The organism is Streptomyces sp. NPDC000880, from assembly GCF_053599675.1.
In genome coordinates this window covers 1-18713 of sequence record NZ_JBSFMS010000138.1, presented here as the reverse complement: position 1 = coordinate 18713, position 18713 = coordinate 1, and the positions used below count along the sequence as shown (strand labels likewise).

Genomic DNA, 18713 nt, shown 5'->3' with positions numbered 1-18713 from the left:
CGGCGCGAGTGCGCCGGCGGGGCCCCCCGCCGCACCCCCCACCCTGCTTTGCACCACGGCCTAACCCCCGCCGGCCGGCGGGTTTACGGCCTTCGGCCGTTCTCACGGCCCTTCCCGCCGCGCCGGCCGACGACCCGCCGACAACCGCCGACGGGCCGTCGGCGGTAGTCGGCGGGGTGCGCGTCAGTGGAAGAAGTGCCGCGTGCCCGTGAAGTACATCGTCACGCCCGCCTTCTTCGCCGCCTCCACCACCAACTCGTCCCGCACCGAACCGCCCGGCTGCACCACCGCCTTGACGCCCGCCGCGAGCAGGATCTCCAGGCCGTCCGGGAACGGGAAGAACGCGTCGGACGCGGCGTACGAGCCCTGCGCGCGCTCCTCCCCCGCGCGCTCCACCGCGAGCTTCGCGGAGTCGACGCGGTTGACCTGGCCCATGCCGACGCCCACGGACGCACCGTCCTTCGCGAGCAGGATCGCGTTCGACTTCACCGCGCGGCAGGCCTTCCAGGCGAAGGCGAGTTCCGCCAGCTGGTCGGCGGACAGCGCCTCGCCCGTGGCGAGCGTCCAGTTGGCCGGGTCGTCGCCCTCCGCCTGGAAGGCGTCGGACTCCTGGAGCAGCGCACCGCCGGAGACCGGCTTGAGGTCGCCGGGCTGCAGCGGGGTGCCCTCGACCTGCAGGACCCGGATGTTCTTCTTCCGGGCCAGGACCTCGACCGCCCCGTCCTCGTACGCCGGCGCGGCGATGACCTCGGTGAAGATATCCGCGACCTGCTCGGCCATCGCCACGCTGACCGGGCGGTTGACCGCGATCACCCCGCCGAACGCGGAGAGCGGGTCGCAGGCGTGCGCCTTGCGGTGCGCCTCGGCGACGTCCGCGCCGACCGCGATGCCGCACGGGTTGGCGTGCTTGATGATCGCGACGCACGGCTCCTCGTGGTCGAAGGCGGCACGGCGCGCCGCCTCGGTGTCCACGTAGTTGTTGAAGGACATCTCCTTGCCGTGCAACTGCTCGGCGTTGGCGAGCCCGCCCGGCTGCCCGTCGGTGTAGAGCGCGGCGGCCTGGTGGGGGTTCTCGCCGTACCGGAGGGTGGCCTTGCGCTCCCACGCGCCGGCCAGGAACTCGGGCAGGGTCGCGCCCTCCTCGGGGGCGTACGCGTTGGTGAACCAGGACGCTACGGCCACGTCGTACGCGGCGGTGTGCTGGAAGGCTTCCGCGGCCAGGCGCTTGCGCGCGGCCAGGTCGAAGCCGCCGCTCCTGACGGCGTTGAGCACATCGCCGTACCGCGCCGGGCTGGTGACAACCGCGACCGACGGATGGTTCTTCGCCGCCGCGCGGACCATCGACGGGCCGCCGATGTCGATCTGCTCGACGCACTCGTCGGGAGCCGCGCCGGAGCGGACGGTCTCCTGGAAGGGATACAGGTTCACGACGACGAGGCCGAACGGCTCCACGTCCAGCTCGGCGAGCTGCTCACGGTGCGACTCGAGCCGCAGGTCGGCGAGGATCCCGGCGTGCACGCGCGGGTGCAGCGTCTTGACCCGGCCGTCCAGACACTCGGGGAAGCCGGTGAGCTCCTCGACCTTGGTGACCGGCACCCCGGCCGCGGCGATCTTCGCGGCGGTCGAGCCGGTGGAGACCAGTTCCACACCCGCCTCGTGCAGCCCGCGGGCGAGCTCCTCAAGCCCCGTCTTGTCATACACACTGACCAGCGCTCGCCGGACGGCTCGCTTCGCAGCAGCCTCAACAGTCACGGGAAAACTACCTTTCGTCCCTCAATGTGGTAGTCGTTACGGGCCAGAAGCCCTACGACATCGACGAGCAGCCGTCGCTCGACTTCCTTGATGCGCTCATGGAGAGCGACTTCGTCGTCCTCGTCCCGTACCTCGACCACGCCCTGCGCGATGATCGGGCCGGTGTCGACGCCGTCGTCGACGAAGTGGACGGTGCACCCGGTGACCTTGGCGCCGTACGCGAGCGCGTCGCGCACGCCATGGGCCCCCGGGAAGCTGGGCAGCAGGGCGGGATGCGTATTGACGCAGCGGCCGCCGAAGCGGGCGAGGAATTCCTTCCCCACGATCTTCATGAAGCCGGCCGAGACGACCAGATCCGGTTCGTACGCGGCGGTGGCCTCGGTGAGTGCGAGATCCCAGGCGTCGCGGGTCTCGTAGTCCTTCACCTTGCACACGAAGGTGGGCAGCCCGGCGCGCTCCGCGCGCTCGAGACCGGCGATCCCGTCCCGGTCGGCCCCGACGGCGACGATACGGGCACCGAAGCCCTGCGGATCCTCGTCGATCGCGTCGAGCAGGGCCTGGAGATTCGTACCGGACCCGGAGACCAGGACGACAAGGCGTGCGGGACGGCGGGAGGAGGGCGGGGAGGCCACGTCGGGGCTCTTTCTGGCGGTGCGGTGCGGCTTGCTGTACCGCTTGCTGTGCGGCTGTGTGTGGTCGTACGAACGAATCGCGCCCCTCGATAGGGGAACTCTACGAAGGGGCCGACCGTCAGCAACGATACCGGCACACAGAACGGCCCCCACGGGACGGGGGCGTGGCCGGGAGGTAGCGTCTGGGGACAGGTCCCGTCCCCAGACGGGCACTACGACACAAGACCCCATGTGCGCTGGGTCTGAGGGGAAGACGTTCACCACATGCCGGACCGACGCCGCCGTACGGACCTCCTGTTGCCGCGGGAGCGCCAGTCCACGGACGACAACAACCCCTTCGCGCCGCCGCCGGAGGGCAGGCCGGACCAGCCCTGGCAGCCGCGCCGCCCGGCGAACAACAGCAATGACTCCGACGACTCCGACTCCTCCGGGTCCGGCTCCTCCGGGCCCTCGGGCTCCTCGGGCGGTGACGGCTCCGGCTGGGGCAGTCAGTGGAGCAGCCGCCAGCCGGGCCGCTCCTCGGGCGGCGGCTTCGGCGGCCGCCCCGGCGGCCAGAACGGCCAGAACGGCGGCGGCCGGCAGGGCCCGGACGGCGGCCCCCCCGGCGGCCTCCGCTGGGACCCGACGGACCCGGCCCAGCGCAGGGCGCGCTATGCGCTGCTGTCGGGGATGTGGGCGTTCTTCTTCGCGCTGTTCGACTTCCCGGAGATCGGGCTGCTGCTTGGCGCGCTGGCGCTGTACTGGAGCATCAGCTCCCTGCGCGGCAAGCCCCAACGCAGCGCCACGGACGCGGTGACCTCACCCCCGCCCGCCGCACGTCCGACGTCGGCGACGTCGCCGACTTCGCCGACTTCGCCGAACAAGCCCCAGCTGACGGCGGCAGTGAGCGGCCTGGTGATGGCGAGCATCGCGCTGGTGATCGTGGCGGCGTCGTTCACGGCGCAGCTCGTCTACCGGGACTACTACACCTGCGTGAACGATGCCCTGACGCAGTCGGGCCAACTCGCCTGCAACGACCTGCTCCCGGACCCGCTGCGCGGTGTGATCGGCATCAGGGAGTAGCCCGCCCGGGCAGTTCACCGGGGGGTGGGGGGTCGGCCCCCTCCCCCGGCGGCTCCTCCGCCGCCGGTGCCTCAGTCAGCGCCGACTCAGACTCCGGCTCCCGCTCCGGCGTCGCCGGCTGAAACTTCGCCGTCAAACCCCCCGACGCCTCCTTGAGCGCCGCCGCCCGCTCCTCCCGGCCCTCCCGCTCCGCCCAGGAACCCGACGGCAGGAAGTCGTACGTCTCCGACACCCCGTCGTCCGGCTCCGGCGGCCGGGCAGGTGCGGGCACGGCCTTCACCGGTGCCGCAGCCTCCGGGACCGGCTCGGGCACCGGCTCCACCGCCCCGCGCCTCCACCAGCGCCCCGGCACCCGCACTCGCCACGCGCGCACCCCCAGCGCCCCCGGCACCCCGATGCCTGCCGTCCATGCCAGCGCCGCCGCCCCCGTCAGCCACCACACCGGGCCGAACTCCGCCAGCCGGTCCGTGCCCATCGGGCCGCCCGCGGCCGCCGCCATCAGGGCCGTCAGGACCGCGCAGCCGACCGCACCCAGGAGCGCCGTCAGCACGGTCTCGCCGACGCCCCACGCGGTCTCCCGTGCCCCGTGCCGCGGCGCCGCCGCCCGTACCGTGAACCACGCGATCACCACCCCTGCCACCACCGGCACAGCCACCGCCGCCCAGTGCAGCGGCGTCCCCCGCCCCGCATCCGGGATCGCGGCCAGCAGCGGGAAGTGCGGCAGCGCAGGGTCCCCGGCCAGCGCGAGCGGGGTCGCCGTCGCCCCCGTACCGAGCGCGAATCCTGGGCCGAGCCCGTACGCCGCACCCCACACCGCCGCGTTCGGCACCAGCGCGAACCCCAGCAGCAGCACCGCGAGCCGCCCCGACCACGCCTCCGCCAGGTGCAGGAACGAATCCTGCGTCGCGTCCGCGTGCCACACCAGCGACACCGCGAACAGCAGCGCCCCGCCGCCCAGCAGCGCCAGCGCCCCCGCCGCGGCGGACCGCAGCGCGACGCCCACCCGGGTGCGGGCGAGCACCACCCGTGCCCGCCCGGGCAGCCAGGCGGGCAGCGGCCCGTGCGGCCTGCCGCTCGCCGTCCACACCCCGGCCGCCGCTGCGCCCGTGGTCACCAGCGGCAGATGGACCAGCGCGCTCAGCGGATCCGCCGCCAGCGGTCCGCCCGCCGCGTAGACCGCCGCAGCCATGCCGACCAGGAGATATCCAGCGGTCACCGCGCACAGCGCACCCGGCACCGACGGCCGCAGCCGCCCCTCGCCCAGCTCCAGCGCATCGCGCGCCGCCCGGTGCACCAGCCAGGCGGGCAGCGCGACGAAGAGCAGCGGCACGACCCCCACCGGCGCCGGGGCCCCTTCGAGCGTGCCGGCGCGTACGAGCTCGGTGCCGTGGGCCAGCAGCCACAGGCTGGCGACGAGGTGCAGCGCCCCATCAGGACCGCTCTCCGGGTACGGAGAGCTGATCCACAGCGCCATCACCACGACGGAGAGAGCGCCCAGCCCGAGCCCTGCCGCGGTCGCCCCGCGCATGAAGGAGGTGGCCAGGGCGGGCACGGGGCCGCCCTGCACGGGGACCGGGGCCTGCGGCACAGAAGGGCTGCGATCGGTCATTTGGGTCACGCGGCCATGCTGCCAACGACACGCGCCATAGCCGAGTAACAGGCAATCACCCGTTGTGTCGCTCAATATACTTTTATGTACTTTTTCGTCGAGTGCAGTGCTGCCGGGAGCCCTTCATGACTCAGAGCACCACACGCTCCGTCCCCACCCCGCTGCCCTCCCCAGTGGAACGGCGCAGGCGGCGCGAGGCGAAGTTTCTGAGCGAGGAGGAGGTCGCGAGCGTGATGGGCGTCACGCAGGCGACGATCAGATCCTGGGAGTCCGGCCGCAGCAGCCCACAGGGGCGCAACCGCGAGCTGTACGCGAGGCTGCTCGCCGACTCTGCCGAGAGGACCAAGGAGTCCAGGGAATCCAGGGAGTCCAGGGAATCCCGCGAATCATCTGCCTGCCGGCCCGAACCCGCCGCCACGCGCACGGCCAAACCGCCTACGTTCCCGGCCAGCCCCGCCCCGCCGCACCTTGACCGGCGCGGATCGCCGGCCCCCGCCTCCGGGCAGGGCCCGGCGCCGAAGCCACCGGAACCGGCCGCACCCCCCCAGTTCACCCCCGCCGAGGCCTTCGACGCCCTCTACGCGTACGCCGCCCCCGCCCTCGTACGCCAGACCTATGTGCTCACCGGTAGGCTCCGGCTCTCCCACGAGTCGGTCGAGCGCGCCTTCCATCTCGCGTGGCAGCACTGGCCAAAGGTCGCCGTCGATCCGGACCCCGCGGGCTGGGTACGGGCCGCCTCGTACGAATACGCCATGTCCCCCTGGCAGCGGCTACGGGCCGCCCACCGGCACCCCGACATCGCTCCCGTCGGACATGGGCGGCGCGGGCTGCTCGAAGCACTGCTGGAACTGCCCCCACCGTACCGCCGCACACTGATGCTCTACGACGGCCTCGGCCTCGACCTCCCCGAGACGGCCGCCGAGACCGAGGCGAGCACCCCCGCCACGGCCAACCGCGTGGTGCACGCGCGGGCCGCCCTCGCCGAGCGGGTGCCGGAGCTCGTCGTGCCCGAGACGCTGCGCGAGCAGTTCACGGCCCTCGCGAACGCCGGCCCGGTGCCGCGGCTGAGCTCCGCCAGAGCAGTACGTACGGACTGCGAGCGCCGGGCCCGGTTCTGCACGCGAGCCGCCATCACCGTCACCACGCTGATCATCGGCGCCACGGCCTACACCCTGACCACCGCGCCGACGCGGTACGAACCGCCGCTCGCCCCCGGGCAGCAGGTCGGTGGCGTACCGCCGCACGGCGGGCCGCAGAAGCTGACCCCGCGGGACGTGGCGCTGCGCGCGAAGCTGCTCGCCGAGCCCGCGCACGGTCCCGAACGACTCCTGCCCCAGGTGCGCTGACCAGGTGAGTGGCTCAAGTACGCGAGTGGGCCCGCACCTCACAGGATTCACCTGGAGGAGCGGGCCCACTCGTACGTGACGGGGTACCTACCGCGAAGGTCAGGCGCCCAGGATCTCGCGCGCCAGCTTGGCCGTCTCGGTCGGCGTCTTGCCGACCTTGACGCCAGCGGCCTCGAGGGCCTCCTTCTTCGCCGCGGCCGTGCCGGAGGAGCCGGAGACGATGGCGCCGGCGTGGCCCATGGTCTTGCCCTCGGGAGCGGTGAAGCCCGCGACGTAACCGACGACCGGCTTGGTGACGTTCTTCGCGATGAAGTCCGCCGCACGCTCCTCGGCGTCGCCGCCGATCTCGCCGATCATCACGATCAGCTCGGTCTCCGGGTCGGCCTCGAAAGCGGCCAGCGCGTCGATGTGGGTCGTGCCGATGACCGGGTCGCCACCGATGCCGACGGCCGAGGAGAAGCCGATGTCACGGAGCTCGTACATCATCTGGTAGGTCAGCGTGCCGGACTTGGACACGAGACCGATGCGGCCGGGCTTGGTGATGTCGCCCGGGATGATGCCGGCGTTGGACTGGCCGGGGGTGATCAGGCCGGGGCAGTTCGGACCGATGATCCGGGTCTTGTTGCCCTTGGCGGTCGCGTACGCCCAGAAGGCGGCGGAGTCGTGGACCGCGATGCCCTCGGTGATGACGACCGCGAGGCCGATCTCCGCGTCGATCGCCTCGACGACGGCGGCCTTGGCGAAGGCCGGCGGCACGAAGAGGACGGAGACGTCGGCCCCGGTCTTCTCCATCGCCTCGGCCACGGAGCCGAAGACCGGCACCTCGGTGCCGTCGAAGTCGACGGTCGTGCCCGCCTTGCGCGGGTTCACGCCACCGACGATGTTGGTGCCGTCGTTCAGCATGAGCTTGGTGTGCTTCATGCCCGTGGCGCCGGTCATGCCCTGGACGATGACCTTGCTGTCCTTGGTGAGGAAGATAGCCATGGTTCTGGAGTCCCTCTTCCCTTACTTCGCGGCCGCGAGCTCGGCGGCCTTGTCGGCCGCGCCGTCCATGGTGTCCACGCGCTGCACAAGCGGGTGGTTGGCGTCGGAAAGGATCTTGCGACCCAGCTCCGCGTTGTTGCCGTCGAGGCGCACGACCAGCGGCTTGGTGACTTCCTCGCCCTTGGACTTCAGCAGCGCCAGGGCCTGCACGATGCCGTTGGCGACCTCGTCGCACGCGGTGATGCCACCGAAGACGTTGACGAAGACGGACTTGACGTCCGGGTCGCCGAGGATGATCTCGAGGCCGTTCGCCATGACCTCGGCGGAGGCGCCGCCGCCGATGTCGAGGAAGTTGGCGGGCTTCACGCCGCCGTGGTTCTCACCGGCGTACGCGACGACGTCGAGGGTCGACATGACCAGACCCGCGCCGTTGCCGATGATGCCGACCTCGCCGTCGAGCTTGACGTAGTTGAGGTTCTTGGCCTTGGCGGCAGCCTCGAGCGGGTTGGCTGCGTCCTTGTCCTCGAGCGCCGCGTGCTCGGGCTGACGGAAGTCCGCGTTCTCGTCGAGCGAGACCTTGCCGTCGAGCGCGATGACACGGCCGTCGGCGACCTTGGCCAGCGGGTTGACCTCGACGAGGAGCGCGTCCTCTTCGATGAAGGTCTTCCACAGGGTCACCATGATGTCGGCGACCTGGTCGGCGACATCGGCCGGGAACTTCGCGGCCGCGACGATCTCACGGGCCTTGTCCAGGTCGACGCCCTCGTTGGCGTTGACCGGGATCTTCGCGAGGGCCTCGGGGTTCTCCTCCGCGACGACCTCGATCTCCACGCCGCCCTGGACGGAGGCCATGGCCAGGAAGGTGCGGTTGGTGCGGTCGAGGAGATACGAGACGTAGTACTCCTCGGCGATCTCCGGCGCGGTCTCGGCCAGCATCACCTTGTGGACCGTGTGGCCCTTGATGTCCATGCCGAGGATCTGGCCGGCCTTCTCGACCGCGTCGTCCGGGTCGGAGGCCAGCTTGACGCCGCCGGCCTTTCCGCGGCCGCCGACCTTCACCTGCGCCTTGACGACCGACCGGCCGCCCAGACGCTCGGTCACCTCGCGCGCCGCCTCAGGCGTGTCGATGACTTCACCGGCCAGCACCGGTACACCGTGCTTGGCGAAGAGGTCCCTCGCCTGGTACTCGAACAGGTCCACGCGCGTCCGTCCCTTTTCTGATGATCGCGGTTCGTTGTCTGCGTGGGCAGTGCCGCGAAGGGCAACGTGACTGCGGTCACAAGGAAGGCGTACACGGTGTCCGTGGACGCGGCATGTCCGTCTCGCAGGTTATCCCCGTGGGACGTGGGTCCCTAAATCGCAGCTCACGCCTGGGCGGTGATAACTGTCACAGACCGCCCCGGGGGCTGTGCCGGAAACGGAACCGGGCGGTCCCCACCCCAATGAGGACCGCCCGTGGAGCTCCATAGAACGGAGAACTTCCGACCCGCCTGTCAGATGTTCTGCGTCAGATGTTCTGCGTCAGATGCGACGCGTAACCCGGAGTGACCGAGAAGGCCACGCCCTGGACGCCGGAAATGGCGTTGCCGGCGAGCGGGGCTGCGGTGACCGTGCCGGTCACGTCCTGCGCGAACGGCTGGACCCCGGAGACCACACCGCCCGCGAACGGCGTCACGTCGCCGACGACACCCTGCGCGAGGGAGCCGGTGCTGCCGCCGACGCCGTACGCGACCGGCGCCACGTGGTCGACCACCGTGTGGACGAGCGGCTGAACCGAGCCGACGACTCCACCGGCGAACGGCCGGACGTCGAAGACGACTCCACCGGCGAACGGCTGGACCTCGCTGACGACACCGCCGGCGAACGGCGTCACGTCGCCGGCCACACCCTGGGCGAGGCCGCCGGCGTCGCCGACCGCCTGACCGGCGACCGGGACGACGCCGTTGGCGGCCCGGGCCGCGATGGGCGGCAGAACGTCCTGGGCGGCGGCGTCGACGACCGGGGTGGCATCGGCGACAGTGCCCTGGGCGTAGCCCTGGACCTGCGCTGCCGACACCGGCGGCGCCGGCACCAGGTCCGTCGGCTCCGCCGCGTGCGCCTGTCCGCCGTACAGGAAACCGACGGTCAGCAGGCCTCCGAGAAACAGCATCACCTGCAGCGCACGCCGCTCGCCCGCCGCCCGACGCAGTGCGCACAGGACAGCAGCAGAACGAACAGCTGCGGCAGTCACGGGTGAAGGAGCCTTCCCGGTGGGCGGAAGCGGACCTTCCGCGGGGATCGGGACGATGCTCGCCGAGTCTCCCGGTTCGGCGCAAGTCCTACGTTACTGATGAGTCGCCATGTCCGGTATGGGCAGTGGACGCTTCTCGATCGCCGCCGCCATCACATCCGGGAAGAGGTCCGGCGTACATGCGAAGGCCGGTGCGCCCAGCGCCGCGAGAGCCGCGGCGTGCTGCCGGTCGTACGCGGGTGTCCCCTCGTCGGAGAGCGCGAGCAGCGCTACGAACTGCACGCCCGACGCCTTCATCGCCGCGACCCGCTTCAGCATCTCGTCCCGTATGCCGCCCTCGTAGAGGTCGCTGATCAGTACGACGACGGTGTCGGCGGGGCGGGTGATCTGCGACTGGCAGTACGCAAGCGCCCTGTTGATGTCGGTGCCGCCGCCGAGCTGGGTGCCGAACAGGACGTCGACCGGGTCGTCGAGCTGGTCGGTGAGGTCGACGACGGCGGTGTCGAAGACGACGAGGCGGGTGGCGATGGAGCGCATCGACGCCAGGACCGCGCCGAAGACGGATGCGTAGACGACGGAGGCCGCCATCGAGCCCGACTGGTCGATGCAGAGGACGACGTCCTTCTTCACGGACTGGGACGCCCGGCCGTATCCGATCAGCCGCTCAGGGACGACGGTGTTGAACTCAGGCAGATAGTTCTTGAGGTTGGCCCGGATGGTGCGGTCCCAGTCGATGTCCCGGTGGCGCGGCCGGTTGATCTTCGCCGAGCGGTCGAGGGCACCCGTGAGGGTGGACCGGGTGCGGGTGGCGAGCCGCTTCTCGAGGTCGTCCACCACCTTCCGTACGACGGCCCTTGCTGTCTCCTTGGTCGTCTCGGGCATCGCCTTGTTGAGGGAGAGCAGCGTGCCGACGAGGTGGACGTCCGCCTCGACGGCTTCCAGCATCTCCGGCTCCAGCAGGAGCGTGGACAGTCCGAGCCGGTCGATCGCGTCGCGCTGCATGACCTGGATGACGGAGCTGGGGAAGTACGTACGGATGTCGCCGAGCCAGCGCGCGACGGACGGCGCGGACGCCCCGAGCCCGGCTGAACGGTCGCGTCCGCCCTGGTGGCTGCCACCGCCGCTGCCGTAGAGGGCGGTGAGAGCGCCGTCCATCGCCGCGTCGGTGCCCGCGAGCGCGCACCCGGTGCCGTCGGCGGACTCCCCGCCGAGCACCAGCCTCCAGCGCCGCAGCCGCTCGTCGTACTCGGTCCCTGTCATCGGGCCACCCCCGCATGGTCGTTGTCGTCGATTCCGAGGAGCAGCCGGAGCACCGGCAGCACCGCGTCCGCCCGCGGCTGGTCGAGGCCGGGGCCGAATCCGGGCATCGTGGGCGTGGCCTGCACCAGGCCGGGTGTCGGCGCGGATCCGCGCCGGACCAGCTCGCCCAGGGTGCGGCGGACACCCGATTCGTACGCGGAGAAGGTGCGGCGCAGCAGCGGCAGTACGTCGGTGAAGGCGTCCGCGGGCACGCCGGTCAGCCAGGCGTCGACGAGTGTGCGCAGGCGCTCGTCATGGACGAGGAGCATCCCTCCCCCGGACGCGCCGCCGACGAAACCCTCGATCCAGGCAGCCGCTTCGGCGGGCGGCGTGCCCGGCGAGAGCGCGAGGGCCATGAGCCGCGCGGCCTCGTCCTCCGCGAGCCGCCCGTCGTCCAGCAGCAGCCGGGCGGCCCGGCCGCGTATCACCCCCGGCACGGTGTCGCGTGCCGCGAGCCGGTGCAGTACGGAGCCCCAGCGATCGCTCAGCTCCCGCGCCTTGGGCAGCAGCCCGACCGCTGTGTGCACCCCGTCCAGATGGCTCCGCATCTCGGCCGCGCCGTCCGCGTCGAGCCCGGTGCACGCGGGCGGCAGGCCTACGCAGATGCGCTCGGCGAGCCCGGCCGCGACCTCGCCGAGCGCGGCCGTGCCGGTGGACCGCACATCCCCGTACCGCAGGGAGCGTGCCAGGGCGGGCAGCGCCTGGGCGAGATGGCCGACGTCGGCGTCGAGGGCGGCGCGGTCGGCGAGCGCCTTCATCACGACGGGGAGCGCGTCGGGCAGTTCGGCCAGCAGGCACTGCTCGGCCAGCGCGGTGACATCGGCGAGGGCGGCCGCCGACACGGCTCTGTTCTCGGCCTTCGCCGTGGCCGCGGAGAGCACCGTCGTACCCCAGACCCCGGCCTCCGCGACCCGGACGAACAGCTCGGGCTCCCAGCGCAGCCGCCAGCTCTCCCGGAACGTGCCCGTGCTCCCCCGGCCCGTGACGGGCTCGCCCCAGCCGATGGCCAGCAGCCGCAGCCGGTGCAGCAGCCGGCTCTTCGCCGCGTCGGCATCCTTGCGCAGGTCGAGGTCCAACTCCCGCTCCAGCGCTTCCGGTTTGAGCCGCAGGCTGCGCTGGAGCCGGCTCAGGTCGCGCTGCAACGGCACAGCAGGCGCGGCGTCCGGCACCTCGCCGAGCACGTCCCCGACGATCAACCGGTCGCGGATGAGGTCGAGCGGCACGTCGGAGCCGTCGCACATCACGGCCCGGACGGCATCGGTCGTCTCGGTCAGTCCGGCGAGCGGACGGCCGCGCATGGCGGCGAGCGTGTCGGCGAGCCGGACGGCCTCGATGACATGGGCGGACGAGACCATCCGGTCCTCGTCCCTCAGCAGCCCCGCGACCTTGGTCATCCAGCGCTCGACGGGCCGGTCGGGCGCGCCGAAGAGATGCCCGTACCACCCGGGCGAGTCGATCCCCGCGCCGTACCCGCTGTGCCGGGCGAGCCTGCGGTGCGTCCAGGGCACCCAGGTCATCTCGGTCTTGACCTTGGGCAGGCCTTTGAGGAGGGCCTTGTCGGCGGCGACGGTGGTCTTCGCGGCGAGCGCGGGCACGTGCCAGGCGCCGCAGACGACGGCTACGCCGTCCCCGAACTCCTTGCTCGCGGCGCGCAGTTGGATCCGCATATGGGCCTCGCGCGCGAGATCGCGTTCGTGCCCGCCGTGCCCGTACATCTCGCGCAACGCGGCCATCGCTTCACCGAGCGCCACGAAGGGGGCGCGGGGGTCGGCACCGTGGGAACGGGGTGCCGCCGCGACCGCAGGACCGGGCCCGTCCCCGGACGCCTGCCCGGCCTCGGCACCGGCCCGGGACTCGGGCGCGACCACAGGCCCGGAGGCGTGCCCGGGTCCGGAGGCGTGCCCGGGCCCAGCCGGGGTCCCGACCTGGGACACGGACTCCGGTACCGGCCGGGGCCCGGCTTCGGCCATGTGCCGGGGCGGGGCCTCGGCCGCGGACCCGCGGTGCTCGACGACGTCCTCCCACCAGCGCTCCGGGTCGTCGTACCCGGCGGTTTCGGCGAGGACCGCGATGGGATCGATGCGTACGCCGCTCGGCTCGCCGCCCGGCGTCAGGACGGGCTCGTCCGCCGGCTCGGGCCGTGCGGGGGCCGAGTCCGGCTGGGCCGGGTCCTGCAGGGCCGGGTCCGTGCCTGACGCCTCGTCCGGCTGGGCCGCGTCCGCGCCCCGGGCCTCCTCCTCGGCCGCCAGCGCCAGGGAATGCGCTGCCGGGAGGTCGATGAAGCGCACCGGCACCCCCCGGGCGAGCGCCCAGCGGATCGCCACCCATTCCGGGGAGAACTCGGCCAGTGGCCAGAACGCGGCCCGCCCCGGGTCGTCCACGGCATGCGCGAGCAGCGCGACCGGCGGGCGCATCTGCTCGTCCGCCGCGAGCGCGAGCAGCGCGTCTCCCTCGGGCGGCCCCTCGATCAGCACCGCCGGTGGCGACGCCGCCTCCAGCGCGGCCCGCACCGCCCGCGCCGAACCCGGCCCGTGGTGACGGACGCCGAGCAGCAGGGGCCCAGTCATGCGCTCACCTCGCGGCAGGCGCGGTAGAAGTCCTTCCAGCCCTCGCGCTCACGGACCACCGTCTCCAGGTACTCCTGCCAGATGACCCGGTCCGCCGCCGGGTCGCGGACGACCGCCCCGAGGATGCCGGCCGCCACATCGCCCGGCCGCAGCACGCCGTCGCCGAAGTGCGCGGCGAGCGCGAGACCGCCCGTGACGACGGAGATCGCCTCGGCCGTGGAGAGCGTGCCCGAGGGTGACTTGAGCTTGGTGCGGCCGTCGGCCGAGACGCCGTCCCGCAGCTCCCGGAAGACAGTGACCACCCGGCGGATCTCCTCGAGCCCCTCCGGCACGGCCGGCAGATCGAGCGAGCGCCCTATCTGGTCGACGCGCCGCGACACGATGCCGACCTCGTCCTCGGGCGTCGCGGGCAGCGGCAGCACGACGGTGTTGAACCGGCGGCGCAGCGCGCTGGACAGGTCGTTGACCCCGCGGTCTCGGTCATTGGCCGTGGCGATGAGGTTGAACCCGCGCACCGCCTGCACCTCCTGCCCCAACTCAGGAATCGGCAGGGTCTTCTCGGACAGGATCGTGATCAGCGAGTCCTGTACGTCCGCGGGGATACGGGTGAGTTCCTCGACCCGAGCGGTCATACCCTCGGACATCGCGCGCATGACGGGGCTGGGCACGAGCGCGTCCCGGCTGGGGCCGTGGGCGAGCAGCTGGGCGTAGTTCCAGCCGTAGCGGATCGCCTCCTCGGGCGTGCCCGCCGTGCCCTGCACGAGCAGCGTCGAGTCACCGCTGACGGCCGCGGCGAGGTGCTCGGAGACCCAGGTCTTGGCGGTGCCCGGCACGCCGAGCAGTAGTAGCGCCCGGTCGGTGGCGAGTGTGGTGACGGCGACCTCGACGATCCGGCGCGGCCCCACGTACTTGGGCGTGATCACCGTGCCCCCAGGCAGCGTGCCGCCGAGCAGATAGGTGGCGACGGCCCACGGCGACAGCTGCCAGCCGACCGGCCGCGGCCGGTCGTCAGCCGCGGCGAGCGCCTTGAGTTCCTCGGCGAATGCGTCCTCGGCATGCGGCCGCAGAGCCTCGGCCCCGGTGGCTGCGGCGACGGTCGCGCCGGTTTCGTACACGGTCATGGATCCCCCTCCAGATCGTTCGACCCGATGTGGGATCCACCGTGCACCATGCCACTGACAATCGACCGTCGCCGCAGCTCAGGGCCTCAATGGCGAGGATTCGCAGGGGAGTTACTCCACGATCGGGGAGACCGCGATGCAACCGGCCGCGGCGGCCAGGCCCTCGCCCTTCTCCTCCTTGATGACCTTGCCCTTGTACGTGATCTTGCAGCTGACCTCGGAACCGGTGATGTCCGCGGCAGCCGGCATGACCGCAGGCGGCATGATGCCGCGCAACGTGACCGTCTTCTTCCACGGCAGCGTGGGCTTCTGCACCGTCTCGATCTTCGGCTCCATCGCGTTGCCGCCACCGCCGTGGAAGTCGATCGAGTCGACGTTCTTCCCGGTGACCTCGTACGTGACTTCGTACGTCTCGTTCGTGGCCTTGTCGACGGCGTCGACGGCCTCGGAGCAGGCGGAGAGGCCGAGCGTGAGACCGGTGAAGGCGACGGCGCAGACGGCGGCGCGGATGGTGCGGGCGGTGCAAGTGGTGCGGTTCATACGGAATCCCCCCGGATCTTGAAGCTGAGACCTGCAGCCAATCGTAAAGGGAAGGTAAGGACAAGTTGCTACCGGGCGTGCGAATCCGCAGGTCAGGCCGATTGTCAGTGGTGCTGCGTAGCGTCTTCATCATGCTGCGATCTAACGGGGGAGAACCCCCGAACCACCCGGAGCAGGGGGTGCGCTGGACGTCGGATCAGGTGCTGGCACTGGCTCCTGACGACGCGTCACGCAGAGCGGGAAACAGACTCGGCACGGCCGGGCCGTGGTCCGGTGCGGGCAGCAGCGGCTCGGGGGCCGTGTGGGGCCTGTGCAAGGGCAGCGGCAGCAAGCCGTACCAGACGGTCGTCGACACCACGGGCCCGGCCTACAAATGCAGTTGCCCGAGCCGGAAGTTCCCGTGCAAGCACGCGCTGGGGCTGCTGCTGCTCTGGGCGGCGGACGAGCACGCCGCACCCGTCTCCACCACACCGGACTGGGCCCAGGAGTGGCTTGAAGGGCGCAGAAAGCGCGCCACGGACAAGGAACAGAGCGACGCGGGCGCGGGACAGCCCGCGAAGACCGCCGACCTGGAGGCGGCCAGGCGCCGGGCCGACCGCCGGGCGGGGCGGATCACCGCGGGGGCCACGGAGCTGGAGCAGCGGCTCACGGATCTGCTGCGCGGCGGCCTGGCCGCGGCCGAACAGAGGGGGTACGGACTGTGGGAGGAGACCGCGGCTCGGATGGTCGACGCTCAGGCACCCGGACTGGCGGGCCGGGTGCGGGAGTTGGGCGCGATTCCGGGCTCGGGGCCGGGCTGGCCGGTGCGGCTGCTGGAGGAGTGCGCGCTGACCCATCTGCTGGACGAGGCGTGGCTGGGGCTGGAGAAGCTGCCGGACCCGCTGGCCGCGACGGTCCGCACCCGGGTCGGCCTCACTTCGCCCGGCGAGGGCCCGCCGGTCCGGGACGACTGGCTGATCCTGGCCCAGTACGACTCCTCGGACAGCAAGATCACCACACGCCGTATATGGCTGTACGGGCGCGGGTCCAGGCGTACGGCACTGCTGCTCTCCTTCGGCGCGGCGGGCCGCCCTCCGCAACTGGCGCTCCCGGTGGGGCTGATGATCGACGCCGAGCTCACTGCGTACGCGGGCGCGGGGCAACTGCGGGCTGACCTGGGCGAGCAGTTCGGCGCGCCCGTCCCGATCGGGTCCCCGCCGCCGGGCGGGCCGGTCGCGGCGGCCCTCGACGCATACGGCAAGGCTCTGCAGGACGACCCCTGGCTGGACTCCTGGCCGGTCACGCTGAGCGGCGTCATACCCTCCCCCGGAGCTTCGCCCGGGACATGCCCCCAAGCGGGCGGCGGTTGGCAACTGGCCGACGCCGGCGGCGAGTCCGCACTGCCCATCGCGCCCGGCGCCCTCTCCAGCCCCGGGCTGTGGAAGCTCGTGGCGCTCTCCGGCGGTCGCCCGGTCACCGTCTTCGGCGAGTGCGGCCACCAGGGCTTCACGCCGCTCGCCGCCTGGGCCGCCCGGTCCGAGGACGCCCCGGGTACGGCCGAGACGGTCCCGCTCATCTGAACGTACGGAGGACGTCATGACCAGCACCGCCAGCACCTCACCGTGGGAAGAGCTCGTCACCTCGGCCCTGCTCGGCACCGCCCGTCGTACGCCGCCGGATGCCGTGCTGTCACCGGGCAAGGACGCGCCGGTCGCGCTTTTGGACGCGGCGGCGGTCCAGACCGTACGGCGCAGGGCGGGACTACTGCCCGCGCCTGCCGCCGACCGGCCGGAGCCCGCGCCGCACGACGCCCGCCCGAAGCTGCCCGCGCCCGCCCGGCGCAGGCTCGCACAGCTGCTGGCCGACCGGTCCGCCCCGTCGCATGCGGGAGGGCGACGGGGTACGGCACCCGATCTCACCGAGCTGCTCCCCCAGTGGCTGGCCGCGGCCAACGAGCACGGGTACCAGGCGCCGCCGTCCATGCTGCCCGCACTGCTGAACGCGGCCCGTGCGCGTACGGATCTGCGGCCGCAGGCCCTCACTTTCGCGGGGCCGCGGGGGCTGTGGCTGGCCCGGCTCAACCCGGAGTGGAAGTTCGCGCTGCGCGGCGCGTCTTGGGCGTCCCCGCGGACGGAGCCCGGGGGAGGCTCCGTGCTGCCGGACGCCGTTGACGCCGAGGCGTTCCAACGGCTGTGGGAGGAGGGGCTGTTCGCCGAGCGGGTCGCGCTGCTGGCGGCGGTGCGGGTGCGCGATGCGAGTGCGGCGCTGGCGCTGCTGACCGCGACGTGGACGACGGAGCGGGCCGAGGACCGGCTGATGTTCCTCGACTCCCTGCGTACCGGGCTGTCCGACGCGGACGAGCCGTTCCTGGAACAGGCCCTGTCCGATCGCAGCCGCAATGTCCGTGCCACTGCGGCCGAACTCCTGTCGGCGCTGCCGCACTCCGCACTCGCCGGGCGGATGGCGGCGCGGGCGGCGTCGTGCGTCAGCCTGGACCGCAGTGGTGACGGCGACGCCGCGATAGGCGTGGAGGCGCCGCACGAATGCGATGCGGGCATGCAGCGCGACGGGGTGGCGCCGAGCCCGCCGTCGGGGCGGGGCGAACGGTCCTGGTGGCTGGGCCAGTTGGTGGAGGCGGCCCCACTGTCCACCTGGCCGGGGCGGCTCGGCGGACGTACGGTCCAGGAGATCGTCGCGCTGCCCGTCGCCGACGGCTGGGGCGAGGAGCTGCACGCGTCGTGGTGCCGGGCAGCGGTGCGGCAGCGGGACGCGGAGTGGTCCCGCGCCCTGCTCGGGGTGCCGGGCAACCCGCCGGAGACCGGCCCCGGCACGTCGTCCCTCGCCGAACGGGCGAAGCTGCTCGCGACGCTCCCGGACGGTGAACGGGCGGTGTGGGTCGCGGAGTTCATCGCGGCGCACGGTCTGTCGGAGGCATTCCAGCTGCTCGGCGTCTGCGCGGTGCCATGGGGGGAGCCGCTCGGCCGTTCGGTGGTGGACGCGCTGGACATCGCGCGCGACGCAGGGAGCTACCCCTGGAGCTTCAGCGGGGTGATGGGTCTGGCGGAACGCTGCCTGGACCCGGCGGAGGCGAGCCGGCTGGAGCTGCTGACGGCGACGCCGGACGAGACGGAGGGGGCGTCGCCGGGGGCGGGGGGGTACTGGTCGGAGGCGTTCCAGCGGTTGGTGTCGACGTTGCGGCTGCGGGCGGCGATGCGGGTGGAGCTGGGGGGTGTCTGCTCCCCCACCCCGCCCCTTCCCGAAACTGGGGGCTGACGTCCCCAGCCCCCCGGGGCGGGGGACGTAGGTGTGGGAGCTGACGCCCCCACGCCCCCCCGGGAAGCGGCAGCTCCGCGCCGCGGCCCGCCCCAGGGCGCAGGGCACGGGCGCCCTGTGTCCCGTCCGGCTCCGCGGACGGCGTCAGGCACCCGCCGCCGGCGGACGCCGGGGAACGCGTACTCCGTCCCCGCCTGGCGCCGCCGCCGGACGGCGACAGGCGCCCTTAGCCTCGATCCACCGGTCAGCCCGTGTCCCGTGGATAAAGAATCGAAGAGAGGTGCCTGCTGACCTGCGATGATGGGAGTTACCACACCAC

The 18713-nt window shown here is 72.5% G+C and carries 14 protein-coding genes; 4 read left to right on the top strand and 10 right to left on the bottom strand.

Features of this window, described 5'->3' with window-relative positions:
* Window positions 1-183: 183 nt before the first annotated feature.
* Window positions 184-1752: a bifunctional phosphoribosylaminoimidazolecarboxamide formyltransferase/IMP cyclohydrolase gene (gene purH / locus ACWDO5_RS30530; RefSeq protein WP_450533664.1), complete on the bottom strand. Its 1569-nt coding sequence runs from the start codon at window positions 1750-1752 to the stop codon at window positions 184-186.
* Window positions 1749-2384, bottom strand: coding sequence for a phosphoribosylglycinamide formyltransferase (gene purN, locus ACWDO5_RS30525; protein WP_450533663.1), 636 nt, complete (start codon window positions 2382-2384; stop codon window positions 1749-1751). The genes purH and purN overlap by 4 nt, the downstream gene beginning before the upstream one ends.
* A gap of 264 nt (window positions 2385-2648) precedes the next feature.
* Here purN and ACWDO5_RS30520 point away from each other — a divergent pair, with 264 nt between their 5' ends.
* Complete coding sequence (locus ACWDO5_RS30520; protein ID WP_450533662.1) at window positions 2649-3446, top strand: hypothetical protein; 798 nt, start codon at window positions 2649-2651, stop codon at window positions 3444-3446.
* On the opposite strand, the gene ACWDO5_RS30515 is transcribed toward ACWDO5_RS30520, so the two are convergent.
* Window positions 3436-5055, bottom strand: coding sequence for a cell division protein PerM (locus ACWDO5_RS30515; protein ID WP_450533665.1), 1620 nt, complete (start codon window positions 5053-5055; stop codon window positions 3436-3438). The two genes, ACWDO5_RS30520 and ACWDO5_RS30515, sit on opposite strands and share 11 nt — an antisense overlap.
* Window positions 5056-5180: 125 nt before the next feature.
* On the opposite strand from ACWDO5_RS30515, the gene ACWDO5_RS30510 reads away from it, so the two are divergent.
* Window positions 5181-6401, top strand: a complete 1221-nt coding sequence (locus ACWDO5_RS30510) for a sigma factor-like helix-turn-helix DNA-binding protein (RefSeq protein ID WP_450533661.1) — start codon at window positions 5181-5183, stop codon at window positions 6399-6401.
* Window positions 6402-6500: 99 nt separating this feature from the next.
* On the opposite strand, the gene sucD is transcribed toward ACWDO5_RS30510, so the two are convergent.
* The 7 genes from sucD to ACWDO5_RS30475 form a co-directional block, all read right to left on the bottom strand.
* Window positions 6501-7385, bottom strand: a complete 885-nt coding sequence (gene sucD / locus ACWDO5_RS30505) for a succinate--CoA ligase subunit alpha (RefSeq protein WP_307661600.1) — start codon at window positions 7383-7385, stop codon at window positions 6501-6503.
* A 21-nt stretch (window positions 7386-7406) separates the two neighbouring features.
* Window positions 7407-8585: an ADP-forming succinate--CoA ligase subunit beta gene (gene sucC, locus ACWDO5_RS30500; RefSeq protein ID WP_450533659.1), complete on the bottom strand. Its 1179-nt coding sequence runs from the start codon at window positions 8583-8585 to the stop codon at window positions 7407-7409.
* A gap of 307 nt (window positions 8586-8892) precedes the next feature.
* Window positions 8893-9534, bottom strand: a complete 642-nt coding sequence (locus ACWDO5_RS30495) for a hypothetical protein (protein ID WP_450533657.1) — start codon at window positions 9532-9534, stop codon at window positions 8893-8895.
* Window positions 9535-9708: 174 nt separating this feature from the next.
* Window positions 9709-10875, bottom strand: a complete 1167-nt coding sequence (locus ACWDO5_RS30490; protein ID WP_450533655.1) for a VWA domain-containing protein — start codon at window positions 10873-10875, stop codon at window positions 9709-9711.
* On the bottom strand, window positions 10872-13481 hold the full coding sequence (locus ACWDO5_RS30485; protein WP_450533654.1) for a DUF5682 family protein: 2610 nt from the start codon (window positions 13479-13481) through the stop codon (window positions 10872-10874). Before ACWDO5_RS30485 ends, ACWDO5_RS30490 begins: the two co-directional genes overlap by 4 nt.
* Window positions 13478-14602: an ATP-binding protein gene (locus ACWDO5_RS30480; protein ID WP_450533652.1), complete on the bottom strand. Its 1125-nt coding sequence runs from the start codon at window positions 14600-14602 to the stop codon at window positions 13478-13480. Before ACWDO5_RS30480 ends, ACWDO5_RS30485 begins: the two co-directional genes overlap by 4 nt.
* 111 nt (window positions 14603-14713) lie before the next feature.
* On the bottom strand, window positions 14714-15142 hold the full coding sequence (locus ACWDO5_RS30475; RefSeq protein ID WP_450533650.1) for an MmpS family transport accessory protein: 429 nt from the start codon (window positions 15140-15142) through the stop codon (window positions 14714-14716).
* 131 nt (window positions 15143-15273) lie between these two features.
* On the opposite strand from ACWDO5_RS30475, the gene ACWDO5_RS30470 reads away from it, so the two are divergent.
* Together ACWDO5_RS30470 and ACWDO5_RS30465 are read left to right on the top strand one after the other, a co-directional pair.
* The gene (locus ACWDO5_RS30470; protein WP_450533649.1) at window positions 15274-16701 is read left to right on the top strand and encodes an SWIM zinc finger family protein; all 1428 of its coding nucleotides are present in this window, start codon (window positions 15274-15276) and stop codon (window positions 16699-16701) included.
* Between the two features lie 16 nt (window positions 16702-16717).
* Window positions 16718-18394, top strand: a complete 1677-nt coding sequence (locus ACWDO5_RS30465; RefSeq protein ID WP_450533648.1) for a DUF5691 domain-containing protein — start codon at window positions 16718-16720, stop codon at window positions 18392-18394.
* The last annotated feature ends 319 nt before the right edge of the window (window positions 18395-18713 follow it).